This window comes from Clostridium sp. FP2, assembly GCF_011065955.2.
Taxonomy (GTDB): domain Bacteria; phylum Bacillota; class Clostridia; order Clostridiales; family Clostridiaceae; genus Clostridium_AD; species Clostridium_AD tagluense.
Window position 1 is genome coordinate 4,447,382 of record NZ_JAAMNI020000001.1, and the last position, 22,848, is coordinate 4,470,229.

23 protein-coding genes and 1 other annotated feature are annotated in these 22,848 nt (G+C 30.5%); of the genes, 10 read left to right on the top strand and 13 right to left on the bottom strand.

Annotated features, from left to right (window positions below):
* Positions 1-564: 564 nt before the first annotated feature.
* Complete coding sequence (locus G9F71_RS21060) at positions 565-2,418, top strand: YgiQ family radical SAM protein (protein ID WP_164948608.1); 1,854 nt, start codon at positions 565-567, stop codon at positions 2,416-2,418.
* Positions 2,419-2,485: 67 nt separating this feature from the next.
* Here G9F71_RS21060 and G9F71_RS21065 read toward each other — a convergent pair whose 3' ends face one another.
* The 3 genes from G9F71_RS21065 to G9F71_RS21075 all read right to left on the bottom strand — a co-directional run bounded on the left by G9F71_RS21065 (position 2,486) and on the right by G9F71_RS21075 (position 4,666).
* Positions 2,486-3,121, bottom strand: a complete 636-nt coding sequence (locus tag G9F71_RS21065; RefSeq protein WP_164948609.1) for a hypothetical protein — start codon at positions 3,119-3,121, stop codon at positions 2,486-2,488.
* 121 nt (positions 3,122-3,242) lie between these two features.
* Entirely contained in the window at positions 3,243-4,127 is an 885-nt protein-coding gene (locus tag G9F71_RS21070) for a YegS/Rv2252/BmrU family lipid kinase (protein WP_164948610.1), read from the bottom strand.
* Positions 4,128-4,237: 110 nt separating this feature from the next.
* Complete coding sequence (locus G9F71_RS21075) at positions 4,238-4,666, bottom strand: CBS domain-containing protein (RefSeq protein WP_164948611.1); 429 nt, start codon at positions 4,664-4,666, stop codon at positions 4,238-4,240.
* Between the two features lie 242 nt (positions 4,667-4,908).
* Between G9F71_RS21075 and pssA the strand changes: the two genes are divergently transcribed.
* Complete coding sequence (gene pssA, locus G9F71_RS21080; RefSeq protein WP_164948612.1) at positions 4,909-5,421, top strand: CDP-diacylglycerol--serine O-phosphatidyltransferase; 513 nt, start codon at positions 4,909-4,911, stop codon at positions 5,419-5,421.
* A gap of 32 nt (positions 5,422-5,453) precedes the next feature.
* On the opposite strand, the gene G9F71_RS21085 is transcribed toward pssA, so the two are convergent.
* The 7 genes from G9F71_RS21085 to G9F71_RS21115 all read right to left on the bottom strand — a co-directional run bounded on the left by G9F71_RS21085 (position 5,454) and on the right by G9F71_RS21115 (position 11,280).
* Positions 5,454-5,783 carry a hypothetical protein gene (locus G9F71_RS21085; protein ID WP_125006013.1) on the bottom strand — a complete coding sequence of 110 codons (330 nt, stop codon included), beginning with the start codon at positions 5,781-5,783 and terminating at the stop codon, positions 5,454-5,456.
* A 118-nt stretch (positions 5,784-5,901) separates the two neighbouring features.
* Positions 5,902-6,948: a calcium/proton exchanger gene (cax, locus tag G9F71_RS21090; protein ID WP_164948613.1), complete on the bottom strand. Its 1,047-nt coding sequence runs from the start codon at positions 6,946-6,948 to the stop codon at positions 5,902-5,904.
* Positions 6,949-6,967: 19 nt separating this feature from the next.
* On the bottom strand, positions 6,968-7,180 hold the full coding sequence (locus tag G9F71_RS21095) for a hypothetical protein (protein WP_164948614.1): 213 nt from the start codon (positions 7,178-7,180) through the stop codon (positions 6,968-6,970).
* An 11-nt stretch (positions 7,181-7,191) separates the two neighbouring features.
* Positions 7,192-7,731 carry a rubrerythrin gene (gene rbr / locus G9F71_RS21100; RefSeq protein ID WP_164948615.1) on the bottom strand — a complete coding sequence of 180 codons (540 nt, stop codon included), beginning with the start codon at positions 7,729-7,731 and terminating at the stop codon, positions 7,192-7,194.
* 125 nt (positions 7,732-7,856) lie between these two features.
* The gene (sdaAA, locus tag G9F71_RS21105; protein WP_164948616.1) at positions 7,857-8,732 is read right to left on the bottom strand and encodes an L-serine ammonia-lyase, iron-sulfur-dependent, subunit alpha; all 876 of its coding nucleotides are present in this window, start codon (positions 8,730-8,732) and stop codon (positions 7,857-7,859) included.
* A 46-nt stretch (positions 8,733-8,778) separates the two neighbouring features.
* A complete protein-coding gene (gene sdaAB, locus G9F71_RS21110; protein WP_164948617.1) occupies positions 8,779-9,453 on the bottom strand; it encodes an L-serine ammonia-lyase, iron-sulfur-dependent subunit beta in 675 nt (224 codons plus the stop codon).
* A gap of 168 nt (positions 9,454-9,621) precedes the next feature.
* Entirely contained in the window at positions 9,622-11,280 is a 1,659-nt protein-coding gene (locus G9F71_RS21115; RefSeq protein WP_164948618.1) for a nucleoside kinase, read from the bottom strand.
* Positions 11,281-11,460: 180 nt separating this feature from the next.
* Here G9F71_RS21115 and G9F71_RS21120 point away from each other — a divergent pair, with 180 nt between their 5' ends.
* The 3 genes from G9F71_RS21120 (at position 11,461) to G9F71_RS21130 (ending at position 13,555) form a co-directional block, all read left to right on the top strand.
* Positions 11,461-12,096, top strand: a complete 636-nt coding sequence (locus tag G9F71_RS21120) for a DUF421 domain-containing protein (protein ID WP_164948702.1) — start codon at positions 11,461-11,463, stop codon at positions 12,094-12,096.
* The gene (locus G9F71_RS21125; protein WP_164948619.1) at positions 12,093-12,473 is read left to right on the top strand and encodes a DUF4363 family protein; all 381 of its coding nucleotides are present in this window, start codon (positions 12,093-12,095) and stop codon (positions 12,471-12,473) included. The genes G9F71_RS21120 and G9F71_RS21125 overlap by 4 nt, the downstream gene beginning before the upstream one ends.
* 134 nt (positions 12,474-12,607) lie before the next feature.
* Positions 12,608-13,555, top strand: coding sequence for a ketose-bisphosphate aldolase (locus G9F71_RS21130; RefSeq protein WP_164948620.1), 948 nt, complete (start codon positions 12,608-12,610; stop codon positions 13,553-13,555).
* Between the two features lie 315 nt (positions 13,556-13,870).
* Here the strand turns inward: G9F71_RS21130 and G9F71_RS21135 are convergent, their stop codons facing one another.
* Entirely contained in the window at positions 13,871-14,923 is a 1,053-nt protein-coding gene (locus tag G9F71_RS21135) for a nucleoid-associated protein (RefSeq protein ID WP_164948621.1), read from the bottom strand.
* Positions 14,924-15,216: 293 nt separating this feature from the next.
* Here G9F71_RS21135 and G9F71_RS21140 point away from each other — a divergent pair, with 293 nt between their 5' ends.
* Genes G9F71_RS21140 through G9F71_RS21150 form a run of 3 tightly spaced genes read left to right on the top strand, consistent with a single transcriptional unit; the run spans position 15,217 to position 17,328 of the window.
* Positions 15,217-15,768, top strand: coding sequence for a class IV adenylate cyclase (locus tag G9F71_RS21140; RefSeq protein ID WP_164948622.1), 552 nt, complete (start codon positions 15,217-15,219; stop codon positions 15,766-15,768).
* The gene (locus G9F71_RS21145) at positions 15,768-16,712 is read left to right on the top strand and encodes a DUF5685 family protein (protein WP_224626537.1); all 945 of its coding nucleotides are present in this window, start codon (positions 15,768-15,770) and stop codon (positions 16,710-16,712) included. Before G9F71_RS21140 ends, G9F71_RS21145 begins: the two co-directional genes overlap by 1 nt.
* Positions 16,696-17,328, top strand: coding sequence for a J domain-containing protein (locus tag G9F71_RS21150; protein ID WP_164948623.1), 633 nt, complete (start codon positions 16,696-16,698; stop codon positions 17,326-17,328). The genes G9F71_RS21145 and G9F71_RS21150 overlap by 17 nt, the downstream gene beginning before the upstream one ends.
* Positions 17,329-17,338: 10 nt before the next feature.
* Here G9F71_RS21150 and G9F71_RS21155 read toward each other — a convergent pair whose 3' ends face one another.
* Complete coding sequence (locus tag G9F71_RS21155; protein WP_164948624.1) at positions 17,339-17,557, bottom strand: hypothetical protein; 219 nt, start codon at positions 17,555-17,557, stop codon at positions 17,339-17,341.
* Positions 17,558-17,947: 390 nt separating this feature from the next.
* Positions 17,948-18,178, top strand: a binding site (T-box leader).
* A gap of 115 nt (positions 18,179-18,293) precedes the next feature.
* Here G9F71_RS21155 and leuS point away from each other — a divergent pair.
* On the top strand, positions 18,294-20,777 hold the full coding sequence (gene leuS / locus G9F71_RS21160) for a leucine--tRNA ligase (protein ID WP_164948625.1): 2,484 nt from the start codon (positions 18,294-18,296) through the stop codon (positions 20,775-20,777).
* A 99-nt stretch (positions 20,778-20,876) separates the two neighbouring features.
* Here the strand turns inward: leuS and G9F71_RS21165 are convergent, their stop codons facing one another.
* On the bottom strand, positions 20,877-21,671 hold the full coding sequence (locus G9F71_RS21165) for a GTP pyrophosphokinase family protein (protein ID WP_125004069.1): 795 nt from the start codon (positions 21,669-21,671) through the stop codon (positions 20,877-20,879).
* Positions 21,672-21,875: 204 nt separating this feature from the next.
* Here G9F71_RS21165 and G9F71_RS21170 point away from each other — a divergent pair, with 204 nt between their 5' ends.
* The gene (locus G9F71_RS21170; RefSeq protein ID WP_164948626.1) at positions 21,876-22,766 is read left to right on the top strand and encodes a DUF2225 domain-containing protein; all 891 of its coding nucleotides are present in this window, start codon (positions 21,876-21,878) and stop codon (positions 22,764-22,766) included.
* The last annotated feature ends 82 nt before the right edge of the window (positions 22,767-22,848 follow it).

The window sequence follows — 22,848 nt, forward strand, 5'->3', positions numbered from 1 at the left end:
ATTAATAACCCATTGATTTTAATCAATATTAAAACTATATTAATTTCTAATACAACAATTTCTCTGCATATTAATATTAAATTTTAGAATTAATTTTGACCTTCTAATCCGAGGGCCATTTTCCATTTAGTTTCACCACCTATAATATTTACACTCACATATTATCTGATTTGTACATATTAATTATATACAAAAAAATATTCTTTCCATATAATTATATTATAAATACTTCAAAATGCAACTAAAAAAGAGAAATTCAATTAGATTTGTCCATTATACTCATTTAAATAGACCAAGTAAGTTCTCTATCATTATTTCTCATTATTTCTTCAGAATACAGATAATATTTTGTTTTTTTTCCTTTTGTAATAGTACTTTAATATTTATAAGCTTTTATAGTTCATATTTTTCAATAGTTATGTTAATATTACTATGCACATAAAAATAAATAATAAGTAAAAATGCGCTTATTTATTTCAGTGTGCCTTAAATACATTTAACAGAAGAAAAAGAACTTTAAGTTCAATGAACTTTAGTTTAAACTTATCTGTTTTGGAGGATTATATGAAAATAAACAAACAATTTTTACCTATTAGTATGGCCGATTTAAAAGAAAGAAATATATCTCAATTAGATTTTATAATAATTACAGGGGACGCGTATATTGATCATCCTTCCTTTGGAACTGCTATAATTGGAAGAACATTAGAAAATCAAGGCTTTACTGTAGGTATTATAGCCCAACCTAATTGGGACAACGTAGATGATTTTAGAAAACTTGGAAGGCCTAAATACGGATTTCTTGTAAATTCTGGTAATATAGATTCTATGGTTAATCATTATACTACTTCAAAGAAAAAAAGACATACAGACCTTTATTCTCCTGGTGGCGAAATGGGCCACAGACCTGATAGAGCAGTAATTGTGTATTGTAATAGAGCTCGCGAGGCTTTTAAAAATGTTCCAATTATTATTGGTGGTATAGAAGCAAGTCTTAGGCGATTCGCCCATTATGATTATTGGGATAATAAGGTTAGACGTAGCTTATTAATTGATGCTAAGGCCGATTTACTAATCTATGGCATGGGAGAAAAAACTGTAATTGAAATGGCTAATCTTTTCAAGTATGGCATGACCATAGATAAAATGACTTCTCTAAGAGGAACAGTTTATGCTTCAAAAGAAATTGGAGAACTTAAAGATTTCATAGAGGTGCCATCTTTTGAAGCTGTGAGCATTGATAAAATTACTTATGCAGAAAGTTACAAATTACAATCCTTGGAGCAAGATGATATAAGAGGAAAAACTGTAGTGCAAAAACATAATGATAGATTCATCGTACAAAACCCTCCTCAAATTTCACTAACTCAAAATGAAATGGATATAACTTATGATCTGCCATATACGAGAACCTATCACCCTATATATGAAGCTAAAGGTGGGATTCCTGCCATAAATGAAGTTGAATTTTCTATAACAAGCCATAGAGGTTGTTTTGGTAGTTGTTCATTTTGCGCACTAACCTTTCATCAAGGTAGAGTCATTCAAAATAGAAGCCAAAACTCCATTATAGATGAAGCGAAGCTTTTAACAACCTTAAAGAATTTCAAAGGATACATTCACGATATTGGCGGTCCAACTGCGAATTTTAGACATAGAGCTTGCAAAATTCAAGAAAAAGTAGGTGTGTGCAAAGATAAACAATGCATGTATCCAGAACCTTGTAAAAATCTTATTATTGATCACACTGAATATTTGGATTTATTAAGAAAGGTTAGAATACTTCCAAATATTAAAAAAGTTTTTATTCGTTCTGGAATAAGATATGATTATTTGATTTTTGATAAAAACACTAAGTTTTTTGAAGAGCTATGTGAGCATCATATTAGTGGGCAATTAAAAGTCGCACCTGAGCACATTAGTGACAATGTACTAGATCAAATGGGTAAATCAAAAAAAGAAGTCTATGATCGTTTCGTAAAAAAATATTTCGAAATAGATAAAAAACTAGATAAAAATCAATTTTTGGTTCCCTATCTTATGTCAAGCCACCCTGGATCAGACCTTGCAGAATCAATTAAATTATCAGAATATATAAAAGAAATGGGCTACACTCCAGAGCAGGTTCAAGACTTTTATCCAACACCAGGTAGTTTATCTACTACAATATATTACACTGGAATTAATCCTTTCACCAAAGAGAAGGTTTATGTTCCAAATGAGCAAAAAGAAAAAAATATGCAAAGAGCTTTGCTACAATTTAAAAATCCAGAAAACTATAACCTTGTAAAAGAAGCTCTAATAAAAGCTCATAGAGAAGATTTAATTGGTTTTGATAAAAAATCCTTGATACCACCAAGACCCTTAAAGATAAGTGGTAATACTAAATTTTCAAGAAGCAAAAATTATAAAAAATAAAAAAAAGCATGTAGGGCTAGGGACTCATCCCAGCCATATATGCTTTTTTTTATACAATATATAAACCTTACCTTTTAAACTTTATTAAACCATAATCTATGGTTGCTATCCAAACAATATCCCCTAGAAATATCATTGAAAAATTTGAATTTATTGAGGTTATAACTACAGATAGTAATGTGATACTAGAAGCTATCATTATTAACAACGCCCCTAGTTTGTTTGCATAAATTTTATTATATAACTTTATACCTTTGATGAAGAAAATTGAATTTATTATAAGTAGAACAATATAACAATAAACTTCTAGTTGTAATTCCATAGTATACCCATAGTTATTTGATATATCAATGTTTGCAGATGACTTATATATAACTATGAAATAGGCTATACCTATCATAGCACAGACAAATAAATTTTTTTTAAGTTTTATTTTATTATTCCTAGAAAAAATTAAAACTGAAAGGATGCCACATATAGGTATGCACAATAAATTTGCATATACCAAAGGTTTTAATAAATACAAATAGCTTTGATTTTTAATAGTAAAAAGGATTATCAAAGCTGCATATCTAAAGGTCATTAAACTCAAAACTATCGCACTTATTATCTTGATTTTTTTAGGTGCATAAGTCAAACTAGAAATTATACCTACGTATAATAAAACAGCCATTACTAACAGCAGTAAAAAATATATACTCATTCATATACTCTCCCTAAAGTTGCTACTGTTAATATTTATTAATTTCGCTTTAAAAATATGCCAAGGCACATCAAAATAAATAACAAGTAAGTGTGCTTGTTATTTATTTTGATGTACCTAACTATATTTTAGCACCTAATATGGATATCCCACCTTTTTCACATTCTATAAGAAGTGGAAAATCTGGCCCTCTTTCGCCATCTATATCTGTGACAATGTCTTCAAAGCATTCTATTTCTAATTTATTAGTCTTAAAGTAAATAATACCATCTACATTTTCTAGATGCTCACTTCGAAGCATTTTAATAAAAACATTTAATATGTTTTTCATAGTTCCAGCCTTTATTATAATTACGTCTAAAAGTCCATCGTCTACTTTAGCCTTATATGCAAATTTTAAATTTCCCGCTGTTTGTCCATTAAATACTAACATTAAGTACATATCTCCATCAAAAGAAACTTCATCTGAATCAACCTTTATTTTCAATTTTCTAAAATTAGGCAACTGCTCTATTCCTTTTACATAGTATGCCAGTTTTCCTATGGTATTTTTTAAATTAACATCCATTTTTTGTGATATATCTGTAAATAGTCCTGTACTAGCCACATTTAGAAAATACTTATGGTTTATCTTTCCTATATCTATCTTTTTCACTTTACTTTTTAATATTTGATCACAGGCTTCTTCAACATCTTGAGGCATTCCTAAATAATTAGCAAAATCATTTGCGGTGCCTGAAGGAATGATGGCTATTGGCAAATCAATATTTCTTTTTTTCATCTCATTAACTACATTATCTACAGTTCCATCTCCGCCTGCTATTAAAATATATCTGTAACTTTTATCTATATCAAAAAAAGCGTTTGATATAGGATTTTCATAGCACATTCTATGTGGCACTATTATATGATCATATTTTTGATGAGTCATTATTACCCTGTCTAAATCTGATGCTATAGTCTTTTCTCCAGAAAATGGATTATAAATAAATTTTACCTTATACATTGCATTCTCTCCTATTTGCCCTTAATTTTAACAATTTATTTAATTATTATAACTCTTTAAATATAAATCCACAAGATTCACATTTTCCTGTGGACTTTTTTTAGTTATTCTTAAATATTGGGTGTACAAGGAATAGAAATCTCACTTAATGCCCCTGACGCCTCTTGCTTAAGATTTGGTTCTACTGCTAAATCTCCTAGGGACAACATTCCAACTAATATATTGTTACTTACTATTGGTAATCTCCTTATTTGCCTTTCACTCATAATCCTAGCTGCATCATTAACATTTAAATTTTCATCTCCTAAAACTGGATTCGAGGTCATAATTTCTCTAACTTTTTGAATTTTTAAGTCTTTACCTTCTGCAACACCTCTAAGTATTATATCCCTATCCGTTACAATTCCAACTATTTTCTCATTCGTATTTACAGGAATGGATCCTATATCATGTTCCTTCATAAGTCCTGCCGCATGCTCCACTGTATCATCTACGGATAAACTTATAACGTCTTTAGTCATTATTTCAGAAATTTTCATTTTATGTTCCTCCTTATTAGGTTTTTAAAGTCTGCACAATTTTTATTCTTTTTATTTTAACCATAAAGAAAAATTAATATTAATATTTTTTATATATGTAATGTTTTAATAAAATATATGCTTTTCATACTTAAATATTATTGTGAAATGATGTATAATTAAAAAGATGATTTTTATAAAATATATGTTAATATAATATCTAAATTTATAGTTCAATTTTATTATTTTAGGAGTGATGCACAGTGAAGAGAAGTTCTATCCCAAATATTCTAACCTTTGGGAACTTAATTTTTGGTTTATTATCCTTACTTATGACTTTTCAAGCTAATTACATGTTATCTGTCATTTTCATACTACTCGCTGGCCTTATGGACAGGTATGATGGCCAAGTGGCACGTTTATTACAAGTGTCTAGTGAACTAGGAAAAGAATTAGATTCATTAGCAGATCTAGTATCTTTTGGTGTTGCACCTTCAATGCTTATATTTAATTTATATAATTTCATATCACTGGGCTATTTATCTTATATCATCTTTTTGGTTTACCCTGTAGCTGGTGCATATAGACTAGCACGATATAACTGTTCTAAATTTGATAATGTTTATACCGGAATCCCCATTACCATGGCTGGAATGCTTGTAGCACTCTATGCCCTATTAACCTTAAATTCTCCTCATAATTTTCCACTTACTATTATTATAATGTTTATCCTATCTTATCTTATGATAAGTAAATTTCAAATAAAAAAAGTGTGAGAAATTTCTCACACTTTTTAATATCAAGTACACTAATCTTTTAATTTTAAATCCTCGTCAATCTCCGTTTCTATATACTCTATTTGAAGCTTGCATTTCATAACTTCTGTTTTCATTTTGCAGTAAGACATATAGCTAAAACTGGCGTCATCTAATACCTTTATTGCTTCATCTATAATGTCTCCCAAATTGTCTGCTCTTTTAAGTGCATCCTTAACCTCACTTTTTTTAGACAGTGCAATTTTATTTAATTCATCTGCTCCACCTATTAATAACCTGTAAGAACTAACTAGTTTAGTTAATATTTCTGCTAAATTATTTATATCATTGTAATAATTTTGAATTACTCTTCTATGTGCCAAATAATCACCTTTTAGTTTTGATATTCATTAATTATATTATTGTAAAAATTAAATTATGCACAGACGCAGGAAAATAAATAACAAGTGGAAGATTCCAAAGGCATTTTTTTGAATTTCCCTATACAATATAATAATATGCTAACGTAATTATTATATAGGAAGTAATTAAAATACTACCTTCCAACCAATAGGTTTTTCCATCCTGAAAAACTAAAAAAGACATTCCTACTGCGATGCCACACATTATTATATGAAAAACTGGAAATAAAAGCGTCATATTTAAACCCATAAACCAAGAAAATATAACAAGCACAGGGGTAACAAAAAGTGAAATTTGAATGCTTGACCCTATGGCTGTTTCTAAGCTCATATCCACTTTATTTTGCATTGCACACATTATAGTAGATACATTTTCGCCTATATTTCCTAAAAATGGAATCAGAATAATACCTATAAACTCTTGAGATATATTATAGTGTTTTATAAAATCTCTAATATTATAAATTAGCTTATCACTTACAAAATAGAGTAATACAGATATGCATATTAAAGTTATTGCACTTTCAATTACTTTCCTATTCACAGTACTTTTTTTCTCCTCGCTATATTCACTAACTACGAACAGATTGTTATGAGTATATAATGAGAATACTAGTCCTAAGATATAAATACCTATGAGTAAAACAGCAACTTTCACACTTATTGATATAATCACCGAATCCATAACTACAGAGTACCTATTTAATGTAGCTATAACAACCATAGAAGACATGGCTAGTAATAACATATTGAAATTCGTTCGCGCTATTATACTACTAAAGTTTTGCTCTTTAAACTTAAATCCTCCAAATACTACCGCAATGCCAAGACCTAAAAGCATGTTATTTATAATTGAACCAATTAAAGAGGCTTGAACCAAGGGTACCATACCATACTTTATTGACCATATTCCCATCATAAGCTCTGGGACATTACCCACTGTGGCTGCTAATAAGCCTCCTTTTTTTTGTCCTATATAATCTGATATTCTAGTAGTTTGATCTCCAAGTAAAATAGCGAGTGGAACTATGGCTAATGAATATATTATTGTATTTGCTAAACTTGATGAAGTATTTATAAACATTAAGGCAATTACAATAAATACAACAATATAGGTTTTTTTCATTCAAAACACCAAACAATCATTATTTTGTACTTTCATTTACGTATTCTTCATCAATCTCTCCAAAAATATCTTCATCTATATTTCTGTATGTGTTATGCACTTCATTTTGGTCCATATTAAATCGAAATCCAGAATGATATTCCTGGCTATTACCATGGCGATATTCATACCCGTCTAATGATATTACAGGTATTACTGGTACTAAATAGTAGGCAGGATAATAAATTATCATATTCGCTCCTCCTATTTGTAGTCTTCGCAGTATATTTTAAAGTAAGCTCTTGGAAACTTACATAGAGGGCAAAAAAGTGGTGCTTCTTTTCCTATATGGATATATCCACAATTCATACACTGCCATTTAACTTCATTATTTCGTTTAAACATCATGCCCGACACTAGATTTTCATATATTTTCATATACCTCATTTCATGGCTTTCTTCTACTTCCTGCAATTCTTTATAGAAATCTGCAATTTCCATAAACCCCTCTTCTCTGGCCTCTTTTTCAAATTGTTTATATAACTTGTTGGTTTCAAAAGATTCTCCTTTTGCGGCATCCATCAAGTTTTCTGCTGTACTTTTGTTCATCTTAAGAAATCTATTAAAAACTTCTCTTGCATGAGCCTTTTCGTTGTTTGCAGTTGCTTCGAAAATAGATGCTACATACTCATACCCCTCCTTCTCCGCTTTTTCAGCATAAAATGTATATTTATTTCTAGCTCTTGACTCGCCAGCAAAAGTTTTAAGAAGATTTTTTTCTGTCTTGCTATCATTTAATTGCACTTCTACTCCTCCATTTAATTAGCTATCTTCTTTATTATTCTATTCATTATGCTTTTAAAGGTTACTTAAAAAAGAGGGACATCCCATTTAGGATATCCCTCTTTGATTTTTTAATTATTTGCCTTTTATTTTCCTAGTATTTCTTTTGAAAGTCTAAGGCCTGTAGGGGTAGTTGCAAGACCACCCATAGCAGTCTCTCTAAGTTCGCAAGGCAATTGCTTGCCTACCTTATACATAGCAATTACGGTATCATCAAAAGGTATTCTACTAGTTACACCACTCATAACCAAGTCTGCAGTGGTTAATGCACTTACAGCTCCAGCTATATTTCGTTTAGCGCAAGGAACCTCAACGAGTCCTGCAACAGGGTCGCAAACTAATCCCAATATGTTTTTTATCACAATAGCAGCTGCATCCATTGCCATTGCAGGAGTACCACCCATCATTTCTACTACAGCCGCAGCTCCCATAGCAGCTGCTGACCCACATTCAGCTTGACATCCACCTTCTGCTCCTGATAATGTAGCATTTTTAGCTATTATAATCCCTATGCCTGAAGCAGTAAATAAGGCATTAATTATCTCATCTTCAGTCTTATTTAACTTCTCTCCAGCTGTAATAATCACTGCTGGAAGTATTCCACAAGATCCTGCTGTAGGTGCAGCAACTATTTTGCCCATAGCTGCATTCACTTCGGAGCATGAGAGAGCTCTAGCCATTGCCTTAACCATAAATTCGCCTGTCAATGTATTATTCGAACTGGCATACCTATTTAGTTTTATTGCATCCCCACCTATTAAACCGCTTATTGACCTAGTTTCATTTGTAAGTCCATATTCTGCAGCTTCTCTCATTATATTTAGATTTTTTCTCATCTTTTCAATAATTTCCATACGTGAAAGCCCACTGTTTTCTTCTTCACACCTTATTGTATATTCCCAAATTGATATATTTTTTTGCTTACATATATTAAAAAGTTCTATTCCTTTGTTTACAAACACAATTATTGCCTCCTTGTGGTTTCCATTTAGTAGATAAGAATTATTATTACTGTTTTATCGGTGATATTTCTCTTATACTGTAAATGTATCCCAAATCCTTGATTTTATCTAGTACCTTTTTAGGCACTACGGTATCTGTTTCAAATACCATAGCCGCTTTTAAGCCTCTGCTATTTCTATACACATTCATAAAAGCTATATTAACATTTTCATTAAATAATATGGTACTTACTTTTGAAATCATACCTGGAACATCTTTATGACCGATTATAATTGTTGGATAATTACCTGTAAATTCAACTGGTTCACCATCAACTTCAAAGATTAAAATATTTCCCCCTCCAACAGATGAACCAATAATTTCAACTTTTCTCCCACTTTTTTTTGTTATAATAAACTTTACCGTATTAGGATGAACATCCCCCAAATCCCCCTCGATAAACTCTACGCCAAGCCCTTGGTCACTAGCTATGCGAAGGGATTCCTTAAGTCTATCATCCCAGGGATCCATTCCTAAAATTCCTGCCACCAATGCTCTATCCGATCCGTGACCTTTATAAGTTTTAGCAAAAGAACCATGTAAAACAAATTGTACAGATGCAATATTTTTCCCTGCAATTATAGATGCAATTTTGGCAAGTCTCGCCGCACCAGCTGTATGGGAACTTGATGGCCCTACCATAATCGGACCTAATATATCAAAAACACTATAGTTTTTCATGTTATCCTCCTTTTACGTCTCTGCACAATACAAAACAATTCACAATTATTTTGTCACACATTAACATATCTTATTCTTTTGTTACTCTATAGTATGTTTGAAATTTCCACAGAGTAACTTGCAAACGCTTTGCAAGTTACTCTGGAGAAATTTCATACTTTTCCTATCTTAGTACTGATAAAAACAACTTCCACCAGTGAACTCTCTAATTATTGAATTATCTGGTACTAAATCTTTGTCTACATCTACAAAGAAATTTAAAAAGCTTCTTAATCTGCTTGCTTCATAATATACAGGACTATCCGCTCCAATTTTATTAAGCTCAGCTAATGCAATTTTTTTAAGTACACAAAGCTCGTAGACTACATTGGAATTAAACATTGCATCTGCTTGTTCTTGAAATACAAAAATATTTTTTTCCTCTCCACGTTTTACAGAGGGCCACATTTTCAGTGTATCTTCAACGCCGTATCCTCTAGATAAATAATCCCTAACTATTCTTCTTGTCATTCTTACATCTGTTGTAGAAATCCTGTTGTGATCGTCCAAATTAAGCTGTGTTAATGGACTTATATATATTTTAAATTTACTATCCCTAGCTATTGAAGCAGTTAGGATTTCATTTAATCCATGTATTCCTTCTATAATCAAAACTCCATTTTCAGGCATTTTAATCTTATTTCCATTCCATTCCCTTTTTCCTGTCTTAAAATTAAAACTTGGTATATCTGCCTCAAAGCCTTGTAGTAATAATTTTAAATCCTCGTTGAAGAGCTCTAAATCTAAAGCATATATAGACTCAAAATCATATTCACCATTTTCATCCCTTGGAGTAACTTCTCTATCAACAAAATAATCATCTAAAGAAATAAATATTGGTATTAAGCCATTTACTCTTAATTGAATACCAAGCCTCTTTGAAAAAGTAGTTTTCCCTGAGGAGGATGGTCCTGCTATAAGCACTAATTTCACCTTTTCTCTTTGATGAATCATATCCGCAATATAAGCTATTTTCTTTTCATGAAGGGCCTCTGCCACTCTAATTAAATTAACAATATCACCATTTACTACTTCATCATTTAGTGCACCAACACTTCCAACACCTAATATTTCTCCCCATTGCTCCGCTTCATAAAATACTTTAGCTAGTTTTTCGTGCTTTTGAAATTTAGGAATTCTATCTGGCTGCTCAGAGGTTGGATATCTTAATATAAACCCTGGCTCATAGTATATTAAATCAAATGTTTTTAATACTCCTGTTGAATAAGCCATTGGTCCATAAAAATAGTCATATCTTCCATCCAATTCATAAAGCTTTACTTCTTCTGAGTTAACGTATTTTAAAAGTTTAACTTTATCTTGCATATCATATTCCTTAAAAATTTCTATTGCTTTGGCCTTTGACAATGCTATCTTTCTTATAGGAATATCCGCTTTTATTATTTCACTCATTTTGTTTTTTATATCATATATATCATCAACATCTAATGCAGTAGTCTTATGGATTTCTCCAAATAGGCCTTTGCTTAGTGAATGCTCGATAGAAATTTTAGCTGTAGGAAACAGTTCAAAAACTGCCTTTATTAGCACGAACTGAAGGGTTCTAACGTATGTCATCATTCCAATTCTACTTTTAATATCCACAGTGTCAAAATTACCCTCTTGCGTTATAATTTCTCCTAGCTCATAAAGTTTATTATTAACCTTACCTAAAACTACTGGTATATCATTTAATAAACTATTATCTTTAATAATATCATTTAATATAGTTCCCGGCTTTACTAAAATGTGTCTACCATCTTTAAGGCCTATATTGAAATTATCCATACAATCATCCCCTATTTTTACTGTTTAGTACTATTATACTGTAATTTTTTAAAAATGTATCATATACCCCCTTATAATTTTTATATTTAAACGAAAAATATACATTATAGAGAATGAGGTGATATTACGTTTATTTTAATAATCAGGACTTTTTTGTTATACTTTGCAGTAATTTTTATTATGAGGATGATGGGTAAAAAACAAATAGGTGAGCTTGAACCTTTTGAACTGGTAATTGCATTGATGATTTCTGAACTTGCCACTTTTCCCATGCAAGATATAAGAATACCAATTTTACATGCCATTATACCAATAATTACTTTACTATTTCTTCAAGTTGCTACTTCTTTTATTGAACTCAAAAGCGAGAAAGCTAGAAAAATATTAACAGGTGCTCCAAGTATACTTATAAAAAATGGAAAAATTGATATTGCAGAGCTCAGATATCAAAGATTTAATATTAATGATTTATTAGAAGAACTTAGATTAAAAGGATATTTTAACTTATCTGATATTGAATATGCTATTTTGGAAACTAGCGGTGAGCTCTCTATATTGCCAAAAACAGGTAATTCAAATGTAACTAAGGATGATTTAAATTTATCCTTAACCCAAGAGTCTTTGCCTATACCTTTAATTATGGATGGCAATGTAAATTTAAAAAACTTAAAAATTTTAGAAAAAGATGAGACTTGGCTAAATAGCATACTCAAAAAAAATAATATTGACGGTGCAAAAGACGTTTTCATAGGAATAATAGATTCTAAAAATAAATTCTATTATCAACTTAAGGAAGGGAAAGATATAAATAAATGAAAAATGTTTACTTAGCCTTTAGCTTATTCATTATAATGATTATAGGAATTTTTTTATCTATAAATACTATAAATCAAAGTTGCGCAAACTTACAAGATTTGAATTGTACCCTAGAAAGTTATATACTTAAGGAGAACTATAAAGATGCATATAATCTATCCCTAGATTATATAGCTCAGTGGAAAAGGGATTCTAAGTTTCTAACCATTTATATCCATCACGAGGACTTAGATCATGTGGACAATGAAGTTTTAAAATTAACTCAATATATAAAAACTCGGGATAAGTCCGAAGCCTTAGCCACTGTGCATGTTATGAAATATCTTGTAGATCATATAAAATCCCATGAAAAAGTATCTATAAGCAATATTTTTTAATTATTTTTTTTATGAATCATTTATAATAAAAGGGTAGAAAATAGTCGATTTATAGCTTATAATTATATTATACTATAAAAGTCCCACAGGGACAATATATGTCCCTGTTACAAAATTTGAAAGGTGGAATTAATATGGCTTTAGTAACTACAACTAATATGTTTAAAAAAGCTTTTGAAGGAAATTACGCAATTGGTGCATTTAACATCAATAATATGGAGATAATTCAAGGAATAATGGATGCTTGTGCAGTTCACAAGTCTGCAGTTATTCTTCAGGTATCAGGTGGAGCTTTAAAATATGCAAGACCTACTTACCTTAGAAAAATGGTAGAGGCAGCTGTAGAAGACACTGGTATTGACGTGGCTCTTCACTTAGATCACGGTTCTGATCTTGCTCAAGTTAAACTTGCAATAGCTTCTGGATTTACTTCAGTAATGTATGATGGTTCTCATTTTGATTATGAGGAAAATGTAAGATTAACTAAAGAAGTAGTTGACTATGCTCATTCTAAAGGTGTTGTAGTTGAAGCTGAGCTTGGAAAGCTTGCTGGAATTGAAGATGCTGTTTCAGTTTCAGCTGCTGATGCAACTTATACTGATCCAGAGCAAGCAGTAGATTATGTAAAAAGAACTGGTATTGACTCTTTAGCTATAGCTATAGGAACAAGCCATGGCGCTTATAAATTCAAAGGTGATGCTAAACTAGATTTTGAAAGATTAGAATCAATCACTAAAAAATTAGAAGATGCTGGTATGCACAATTTTCCAATAGTTCTTCACGGAGCATCTGCTGTAGATCAAGATTTTGTTTCTATGTGCAATGAATTTGGTGGAGAAATTAAAGGTGCAAAAGGAATACCACTAGAAATGCTCAGAAAAGCAGCTTCTATGGCTGTTTGTAAAATAAACATGGACACTGATTTAAGACTTGCTATGACAGGTTCAATAAGAAAAGTTTTAACTCAAATTCCTGGTGAAATTGACCCAAGAAAATATCTTGGAGAAGCAAGAAATAACATAACTAAATTAGTTGATGGTAAAATCACTAATGTTTTAGGTTCTGCTAATTCATCTAAATAATTTAAATCAATATAATTTAGATTTAAGTTATTAAAACAAAAATACCCGCGTATATTATACTGTGGGTATTTTTGTTTTATTTTTTTATTATATAGGAAACTATAATGTTTTTATGCGCAAAAAAAAGTATATATTACGTATAATGCATTTGAATAAGCTTTAGAACTTCTTATTATATTTTTAAATAAGCTACGCTCAGAAAAACATATGTTTGAGCGACAGCGAGTTTATGTTTTTTAGCAGCTTAATTCAAAATATAATCAGTAGTTCTTAGCGAAATGAATGCATTAGTAGTAATATATACTTTTTTATTTTTTATTTTTGGACATAATTGCTTACATGTTTAATAACCATATTAATTGTTCCATCGCCATTTCTTTGTATTTCAAAACGACTATTATCATGATAAGTTTCCTCATCTACATATAGATCTATATCTTTATCAATTTTAAGTCTTACTCTTTTTAGTTTTTTGTCTATCCACTCTTTATCAAGACTAATCTTTTCCGAAACTCCTCGCTCTGCAATAAACTCAACAAACTTTTCCTTAATTTCATGGTTTTCAGGAAACATTTCTTCCGACAATTCTCTAATATCAATATTGTCTTCTTGTTTAAGTTTTCTTTTTATAGTACTTCTAACGGCTTCTGCTTTATCTGCATTTTCTGGAAATGTATTTTGGGTAAATTTTTCAGCTGCTTTTACAAAGTTTTTAGTGATATCTCTTTCGTTATCAACAATTGTACAACCCAAATAATCATTTATAAAATAGTTTGATCCATATCCTTGATCTTCTTTATCACTTGATTCTTTGGTTTTTATTCTTTTGTCAATAACCATTAGGTCAAAATTATTTTCTTTTCTAATAGGCTTTAAAAAAGCACATTTTTGTATTCTTTGAGAGAAGCCAGGAAGGCCAGTGAACTGCGGTACTATATCAATGCCTAATTTGTTATCTACAAACTCTATAGTATGAACATAATTCTTAATATAATCCATTTTAAATATACCAAGAATGGGTCCAAATTCTGTAGTAAAAGATACTACTATTAAATCACAAGAAGGAATGCTACCCTTAGATCTCATCAAAATAAACATCTGTCTTGCCAATTCCTTAGATACAACTAGTAGATTATTTTCACCATTTAAATATTCCTGAGATAAATCTTTTACTATATTTCGCTCAGAATTAAAGACACCATATTTTAAATCTTCATCCTTTAAACATTTTTGAATATGTTTCAATAAAAAATTGTATTTTTCTTCATCTAAATCCAAAGCATATTCATTCAAGATAGGTTCATCTGCATTGTTATCTAAAACATGAATAATAGCCTCATTTATATTAACTTCTTTTATGTACTCCAAAAAAACACCACCTTGTTATTTATCTAAGGCACATTCAAATATAAAGTTATTTTTTTGAATGTGCCTAACTATTATACTATTTAAATTTAATTATACAAAGTAATATATTGCTATATATTTAGTTCTAAATATCATTATTGTTTCTACTTAGGTCATTGTATTGATATGGTAATTTTAATGAATTCTTAATGTTAGTTTATTTAAATTATGATATAATCACAATTAATGATTAATTTCGCAAAAGTGACAATTAATAATTATTATATGCCCTAGAGACATACAAGGAGGCCACTATGAAAGAAATAGAAACTCGAATTATAGATATTGATGTAGAAGAAATTCGCAAAAAATTATTGAATATAAATGCCCCAAAAGTAAAACAAGAGAATCAAATAAATAATATTTATGATTTCTCGGATAAAAGGCTAATAAAGAGCAAAGGCTATGCAAGAATACGCACTATCCATGATGAATTAACAAATTCTACGCTGCACTATATAACTACAAAAAAACTTATAAGCCAAGAAAAATATAAGATCATGGATGAGCATGAATCGGAAATTAAAGATGAAGTGGCTGCTATTGGAATATTTGAAGCCTTAGGTCTTGAGCTTATACAATCCATAAAAAAATATAGGGAAAGCTATAAATATAAAAATACCCTAATAGAAATAGACATAAACGATAAGGAATTCTGTCCTTTTCCTTATATAGAAATTGAAAGTGAAGATGAAGATGAGCTTTGCGAAGTTATAACCTTACTAGGTTATAGTCTCTCGGATACTACATCTAAAACTATTTATGAAATACTAAAATCAAAAGAAATAGTAGTAAAGGGGCTATAATGTTTGGATATGTAACTCCATGTAAAATGGAAATGAAAATAAAAGACTTTGAAAAATTCAAAGCCTATTATTGTGGTTTATGTAATTCCATTAAAAACAGCTATGGTCAGCTACCAAGGCTTACTTTAAATTATGACATGACTTTTTTAGCAGTACTTCTAGATTCACTAGGCGACAATAAATGTAACTTTACTAAATTTAGTTGCGCAATTCATCCATTAAAAAAGAGAATTATGATTAACAATAATATGGCTTTAGATTATGCAGCTTTTTGTAATGCTACTTTAGCATATTATAAGTTAATGGATGATGCCTGCGATAATAAAACAATGAAAAGCAAAGTTTTTTCAGTGTTTTTAAAGAAATATTTGTCAAAATCCAAAGTGGAATATAATGATGTAATGAAGTATACTAAGGAAAAGCTTTTATTACTAAATACTCTAGAAACAAATCCTGTGAATATATCCACAGATGAGCAGCTATCCATAGATGAACAGCTATCTATAGATGAGTTATCTCATGTTTTTGCTGATCTTACGGGCTTTATAGTATCCTTTTATTATAAGGATGCACCCTTTAAGGAGGATTTATATTGGCTTGGATATAACTTAGGTAAATGGATATACATTATAGATGCTTATGATGATTTAGAAAAGGATGTAAAAAATAACTCTTTTAATGCTATAAGTGCATTATTCAATAAGGACAATCTGGATTTTAAAAGTTTTTCGAAATTAATAAAGCCAAGAATTGATTATATATTGACTACTTGCGCCCAGCAATGTTTGAAAAATTTAAGTTCATTACCCCTAATAAAAAATGAGGATATATTATATAATATATTGGAACTGGGACTCATGGAAAAAATGCATAAGGTTTTTAATGAAAATTTAGATATTGATTATTTAAAAGGAGTGGAATATAAAAATGGCAAATCCCTATGAAATACTTGGTGTACGTGAAGGCGCGTCAAAAGAAGATATAAAAAAAGCCTATAGAGAACAAGCAAAAAAATATCATCCTGATCAGTATGGTGATAACCCCTTAAAAGATTTAGCAGAAGAAAAAATGCAAGAACTAAATGAAGCTTATGATTCACTTATGAAAAATACTAGTTCTTCTAATAGCTACCAGTCTTCAAATACTTATAATTCTTCCAACAATTACAATTCTTCTTCAAATGATGACTATACTAATAGAGACATATATCAATCAATAAGGATGGATTTAAATAGTGGAAACCTTCCTTTGGCTGAACAAAAATTAGGTTCTATGAATACCAAAACTGCTGAGTGGAATTATCTAATGGGAATGGTTCATTTGAAAAAAAATTGGCATGATAGTGCTTACAATTTCATTAGCAAAGCCTGCTCTCTTGAGCCTAATAATGTTGAATATAGGCGAAGCTTTAATGAACTAAGTACTAGAAACACAAATTATAGAGGTAACTATTATGGTAGGCGAAACAAAGATTCTGATATGGGTAATATGTGCATTAACTTATGGTGTGCAGATACTCTTTGTGAATGTTTAGGCGGAGATCTTATTTCCTGTTGCTAATCATATTAATTTAGGAGCTGATTTTTATGAAATCTAATAACATTGCTAAGGGTGGAATATTCGCAGCACTTAGTTTGATATTACTATACCTCTCTTCTGTTTTTCCTACAAATAGATTATTTATAATGGTCATAGCTTCTTGTATTATTCCTCTTTCCATTATACTTACCGGAATAAAAAATACTATAATAGTATATAGTGCTGTTTGCTTGCTTAGTTTATTTATCATACCCTCAAAGCTTATAAGCATTGCCTATATATTAATTTTTGGATTATATGGTTTTGTAAAATATTTCATAGAAAAATTAAGGAGTATTCCTCTAGAGTTCGTACTTAAGTTATTATATTTTAATATAAGCTCGGCTATAATTATATTTATATATAAATTACTATTATTAAAAATCCCTAATATAAATATATATTTATTAATACTCTTTCTGCAATTTAGTTTCCTAGTATATGACTATACACTTACAGTTTTCATCGCCTATGCAAATAAAAATTTGCTTAAAAAATTTAGTTAAGTCATATTAAAATGTTTCTAACCCATGCACTTGACAGAAAATTCTATTTAAATTATAATAGATAATAATACTTTTATAAACAAAGTATAATATAATAAATTGCTTTGATTAGGAGTAGTAGTATTTGTAGCATTTTAAAGAGAGCTGTTGCTTTGGTGTGAAACAGTAATGATATAATACGAACTTGCCTATGACCTTACTTTGGTAAAAGCTTACTTTAGTAAAAGCTTACTTGTAAAACAAGTACGGTTAAAACCGTTATATTCTTAAGTGAGGCGTAATGCCTAATTAGAGTGGTACCGCGGAATATTACTTTCGTCTCTTTGTTGAGATGAAGGTTTTTTTTATTTTCTATCTATTTCGAGCTCCATATAACCTTAAATGCTAAATCTAAAAATCCACAATTATTTTCTACTTTAGATAATACAAGGAGGAATATTAATGGCAAAATATAATACAACCATCGATGAAAAATGGCAACAAAAATGGGAACAAACTAATCTCTATAAATTTGATGAAAATAATACTGATAAGAAGCTATATGTGCTTGAAATGTTCTCTTATCCGTCTGGAAGTCAACTACATGCTGGGCATTGGTTTAACTATGGGCCCGTAGATACCTGGGCTAGAATGAAGAAAATGCAAGGTTACAATGTATTTCAGCCAATGGGCTTTGATGCTTTTGGATTGCCTGCTGAAAACTACGCAATAAAAACTGGTGTACATCCGAAAGATTCTACAGAGCAAAATATTACTACTATGGAAAAGCAATTAAAAGCCATGGGCGCAATGTTTAATTGGGATCATGAAGTTGTAACTTGCCGCCCAGATTATTATAAATGGACTCAATGGTTATTCTTAAAACTATTTGAAAAAGGTCTTGCCTACAGAAAAAAGGCCCCTGTAAATTGGTGCCCTAGTTGTAGTACTGTACTTGCAAATGAGCAAGTATTAGTAGATGGTTCTTGTGAAAGGTGTGGCACTCAGGTTACTAAAAAGAATTTAACACAATGGTTTTTAAAAATTACTGACTATGCTGATGAACTATTAGAAAAACTTGATACCTTGGATTGGCCTGAAAAAACTAAATCAATGCAAAAACATTGGATAGGAAAATCTACTGGCGCTGAGGTTACATTTAAGGTGGAAGATTCAGATATAGACTTTAGTGTCTTCACTACAAGGGTTGACACCCTATATGGTGTTACCTATGTGGTACTTGCACCTGAAAATGACCTTGTAGGTGTTCTAACTAAAGATGAATATAAAGATGCTGTGGCGACTTATAGAGATGAAGCTAATAAGCAATCTGATATAGAAAGACAATCTATTACAAGAGAAAAAACCGGTGTATTTACTGGTTCCTATGCTATTAATCCTATTAACGGAAGAAAAATCCCTATTTGGATTGCTGACTATGTTTTAAATACTTACGGAACCGGCATCGTAATGGCTGTTCCCGCTCATGATGATAGAGATTTTGCCTTTGCTACTAAATATAGTTTACCTATCGAAAGAGTAATTATTCCTGCTAATAGTGTAACTTCTGGTACAGGAACCGAAATAAATAGGTTCGAAGATCTTCCTTACACTGAACATGGAAAAATGGTAAATAGTGAAGAGTTTAATGGTTTATCTACTGTGGATGGAAAAATTGCTGTAGTAAAAAAATTAGAAGCTCAAAATTTAGGAACAGAAAAAGTAAACTTTAGGCTTCGTGATTGGTTAGTTTCAAGGCAGAGATATTGGGGAGCTCCTATTCCAATAATTCACTGTGATAAATGTGGGCCTGTACCAGTACCTGAAGACCAACTTCCTGTAGAATTACCTTATGACGTAGAATTTGCACCAGACGGAGAATCACCCCTAGCTAAATCTGCAGACTTTATTAATGTACCTTGCCCAGTTTGTGGAAGTCCTGCCCACAGAGAAGCTGATACCTTAGATACCTTCGTTTGTTCTTCTTTTTACTATTTAAGATATGTAGATAACAAAAATAGTGAAAAGGCTTTCGATACAGACTTAATAAACAAAATGCTTCCTGTAGACAAATATGTAGGTGGCCCTGAACATGCATGTATGCATTTACTGTATGCAAGGTTTATCACCAAAGCTCTTCGCGATATGGGCTATTTAAACTTTGATGAACCTTTCTTGTCTCTTACTCACCAAGGTTTAATTTTAGGACCAGACGGATTAAAAATGAGTAAATCTAAAGGAAATACTATTTCACCAGACCAGTATATAAAAGAGTTTGGAGCAGATGTGTTTAGAATGTACCTAATGTTTGGCTTTGGTTATACTGATGGTGGTGCTTGGAGTGACGATGGTATAAAAGCTATTGGAAAATTCGTTGATAGAATTGAACGAGCTGTAGACACTGGAATTTCCGAAATGTTAAAAGAAAGTAATAAGGATGTCCCTCTCAATAAGGCAGAAAAAGAATTAAACTACTGGAGACATTTTGCAATAAAAGGAGTTACTGAAGACACAGAAAAACTTCAATTTAATACAGCTATTGCAAGACTTATGGAACTTACAAATGCTCTATCAAAATATGTTAATGAAGAAACTGTTAATAGTAATTTCTTAAAAGAAGTGCTTGTGGATTACCTTTTACTTTTAGCACCTTTTGCTCCTCACTTTGCAGAAGAAAAGTGGGAAACCTTAGGTATGGGTTATTCTATATTTAATCAAAGTTTTCCTAAATTTGATGCTAGTGCTCTAATCAAAGATGAAATAGAGATAGCTATTCAAGTAAATGGGAAAATTAAATCGAGAATAACTATAGCGCAAAATTTAGATGAAGAAGCTATAAAAAAAGCTGCTCTTGAAGATGAAACACTAATTGCTTCCTTAGAAGGTAAAACTGTAAGAAAGATTATTATAATAAAAGGAAGATTAGTTAATATAGTAGCTTCTTAGTAAAAACTACTCACTTATCAGTATAATTCAAAAAAAATAAGAGTAGGGAGTTTAACTTAGACTCCCTACTCTTATTTTTTGATTTATACTGTTTACATGTTATGAAACGCCATACACATCTAAGGTCTTTTGAGTTGATTTAAGAAGACTGCTAAGCTCAAAGACTTCTCCTTCTTCTAGTAGCTTATTTAATTGTTCTCTATACCTAGTTGCATCCATTAATTTTCCAAGGGAAGAAATCAAAAGAATATTATTCATTATATCAGATACCAAATTAGATTTAACCTCAAAGAGTTTTTGTGCGTCTTTAATCTCATCTTTAATTTCTAACATCTGCTGATCTAACTGAAAAGCGGCATCTGCAGCATTTTTAAGTTTTTCTCTGATATACTCTGGTATATCATGCTTATATTTATAATTTAGGGAATGCTCTACTGTAGCCCAAAAATTCATTGCCAAGGTTCTAATTTGAAACTCCGCTAGTATTTCGGTTTGGCCATCAGATAAATTCACCGGATACTTTATGATCATATGGTAGCTTCTATATCCGCTTTCTTTTACATTGGCAACATAATCTTTTTCATAAACTATTTTCATATCACGTCTTTCGCGAATCAAATTTACCACCTTATCAATGTCATCAACAAATTGGCACATTACTCTTATTCCCGCAATATCCTCCATTTCAAATTCAATTCGATCTAAAGGGATACAGAATTTATTAGCTTTTTCAAGAATACTAGATATTTCTTTAACCCTACCTGTAACAAACTCCACAGGTGAATAATCATTTTTACGTCTATATTCGCGCCGAATGCTTTTGAACTTTACCTTTAACTCTTCTACCGCCTGTTCATAAGGTATTAAGAATCTTTTCCACTCTCTTATTGCCATATACTCAGTCCTTTACATAAAATTTCATGCTTACAAAAAATATATACAAATTTTCGGATGCTGTCTTTTATTAATATTATATTTTTATTAATTTTCTGTTATAATTAATTTACTACTAAATTAACATAAAAGCAATTATTTTAGGAAAATACACCAAATTTATAACTAATCATAATACAGTAAATTTTATTTTGGGGTGATTAAATGGATAAAAAAATGTTTTCTGGTCTAGAAAATATGGGGTTTGATAATATTGAAGATATCAAAATCTATAATAAAAAAACTGAAACTGTGAAAGAAAATAGTCAAATCAACCAGGAAAAGTCTCTTCTATATAGTAAAGAAGTTACCTGCCCTGTATGTGGATCAATTTTCAAAACTAGCGCAGTAAAGTCATCGGCTTATAGAATGATAAAAAAAGACAGTGACTTTTTTATAAGGTATTCATTAATTAATCCTTATTTCTATGATGTTTGGATTTGTAATTCTTGCGGGTATTCAGCTATGAAAACAGATTTCCATAGTATAAGAAGTATAGAAATAGAAAAAGTACAGCAGTCTATTACACCTAAATGGAAGGGCAGGATGTATCCAGAGGTTTATGATATACATATAGCTATTGAAAGGTATAAACTATCCCTTTTAAATTATATAATAACCAATGCAAAATCAAGTAAAAAAGCAATCAATTGTATGAAACTAGCCTGGATGTACAGGCTACTCGAAACCCAAGATGCCCGTGAGATGGAGCTAGTATTTTTAAAGCAAGCACTAGAAGGACTTAATGATTCATATTATGCAGAAGCCTTCCCTATATATGGTATGGATAAATATAGTGCTATGTATCTTATTGGAGAGCTAAATAGACGTATTGGCAATTCAGAAAATTCACTAGTTTGGTTTAGTAATGTAATAACAAGCCCTAATGTAAAGCAAAGTTTGAAAGAACTTGCAAGAGATATGAAGGACCTTATAAAAGAGGAAGAAGCTGCATTATTACTTGCTAATGAAAACCTAAATAAAGCTTCTACAGAAAACTTTGAGCCAATAGAAAATACTAAGAAATCTGGTTTTTTCTCTAAAATTTTTAAATAATGATTTAAATGCATAAAAACAAATAACAAGTCAATATGCTAGAATATTTAACCTGTTGTTTGTTTTTACATTCCTATGATTA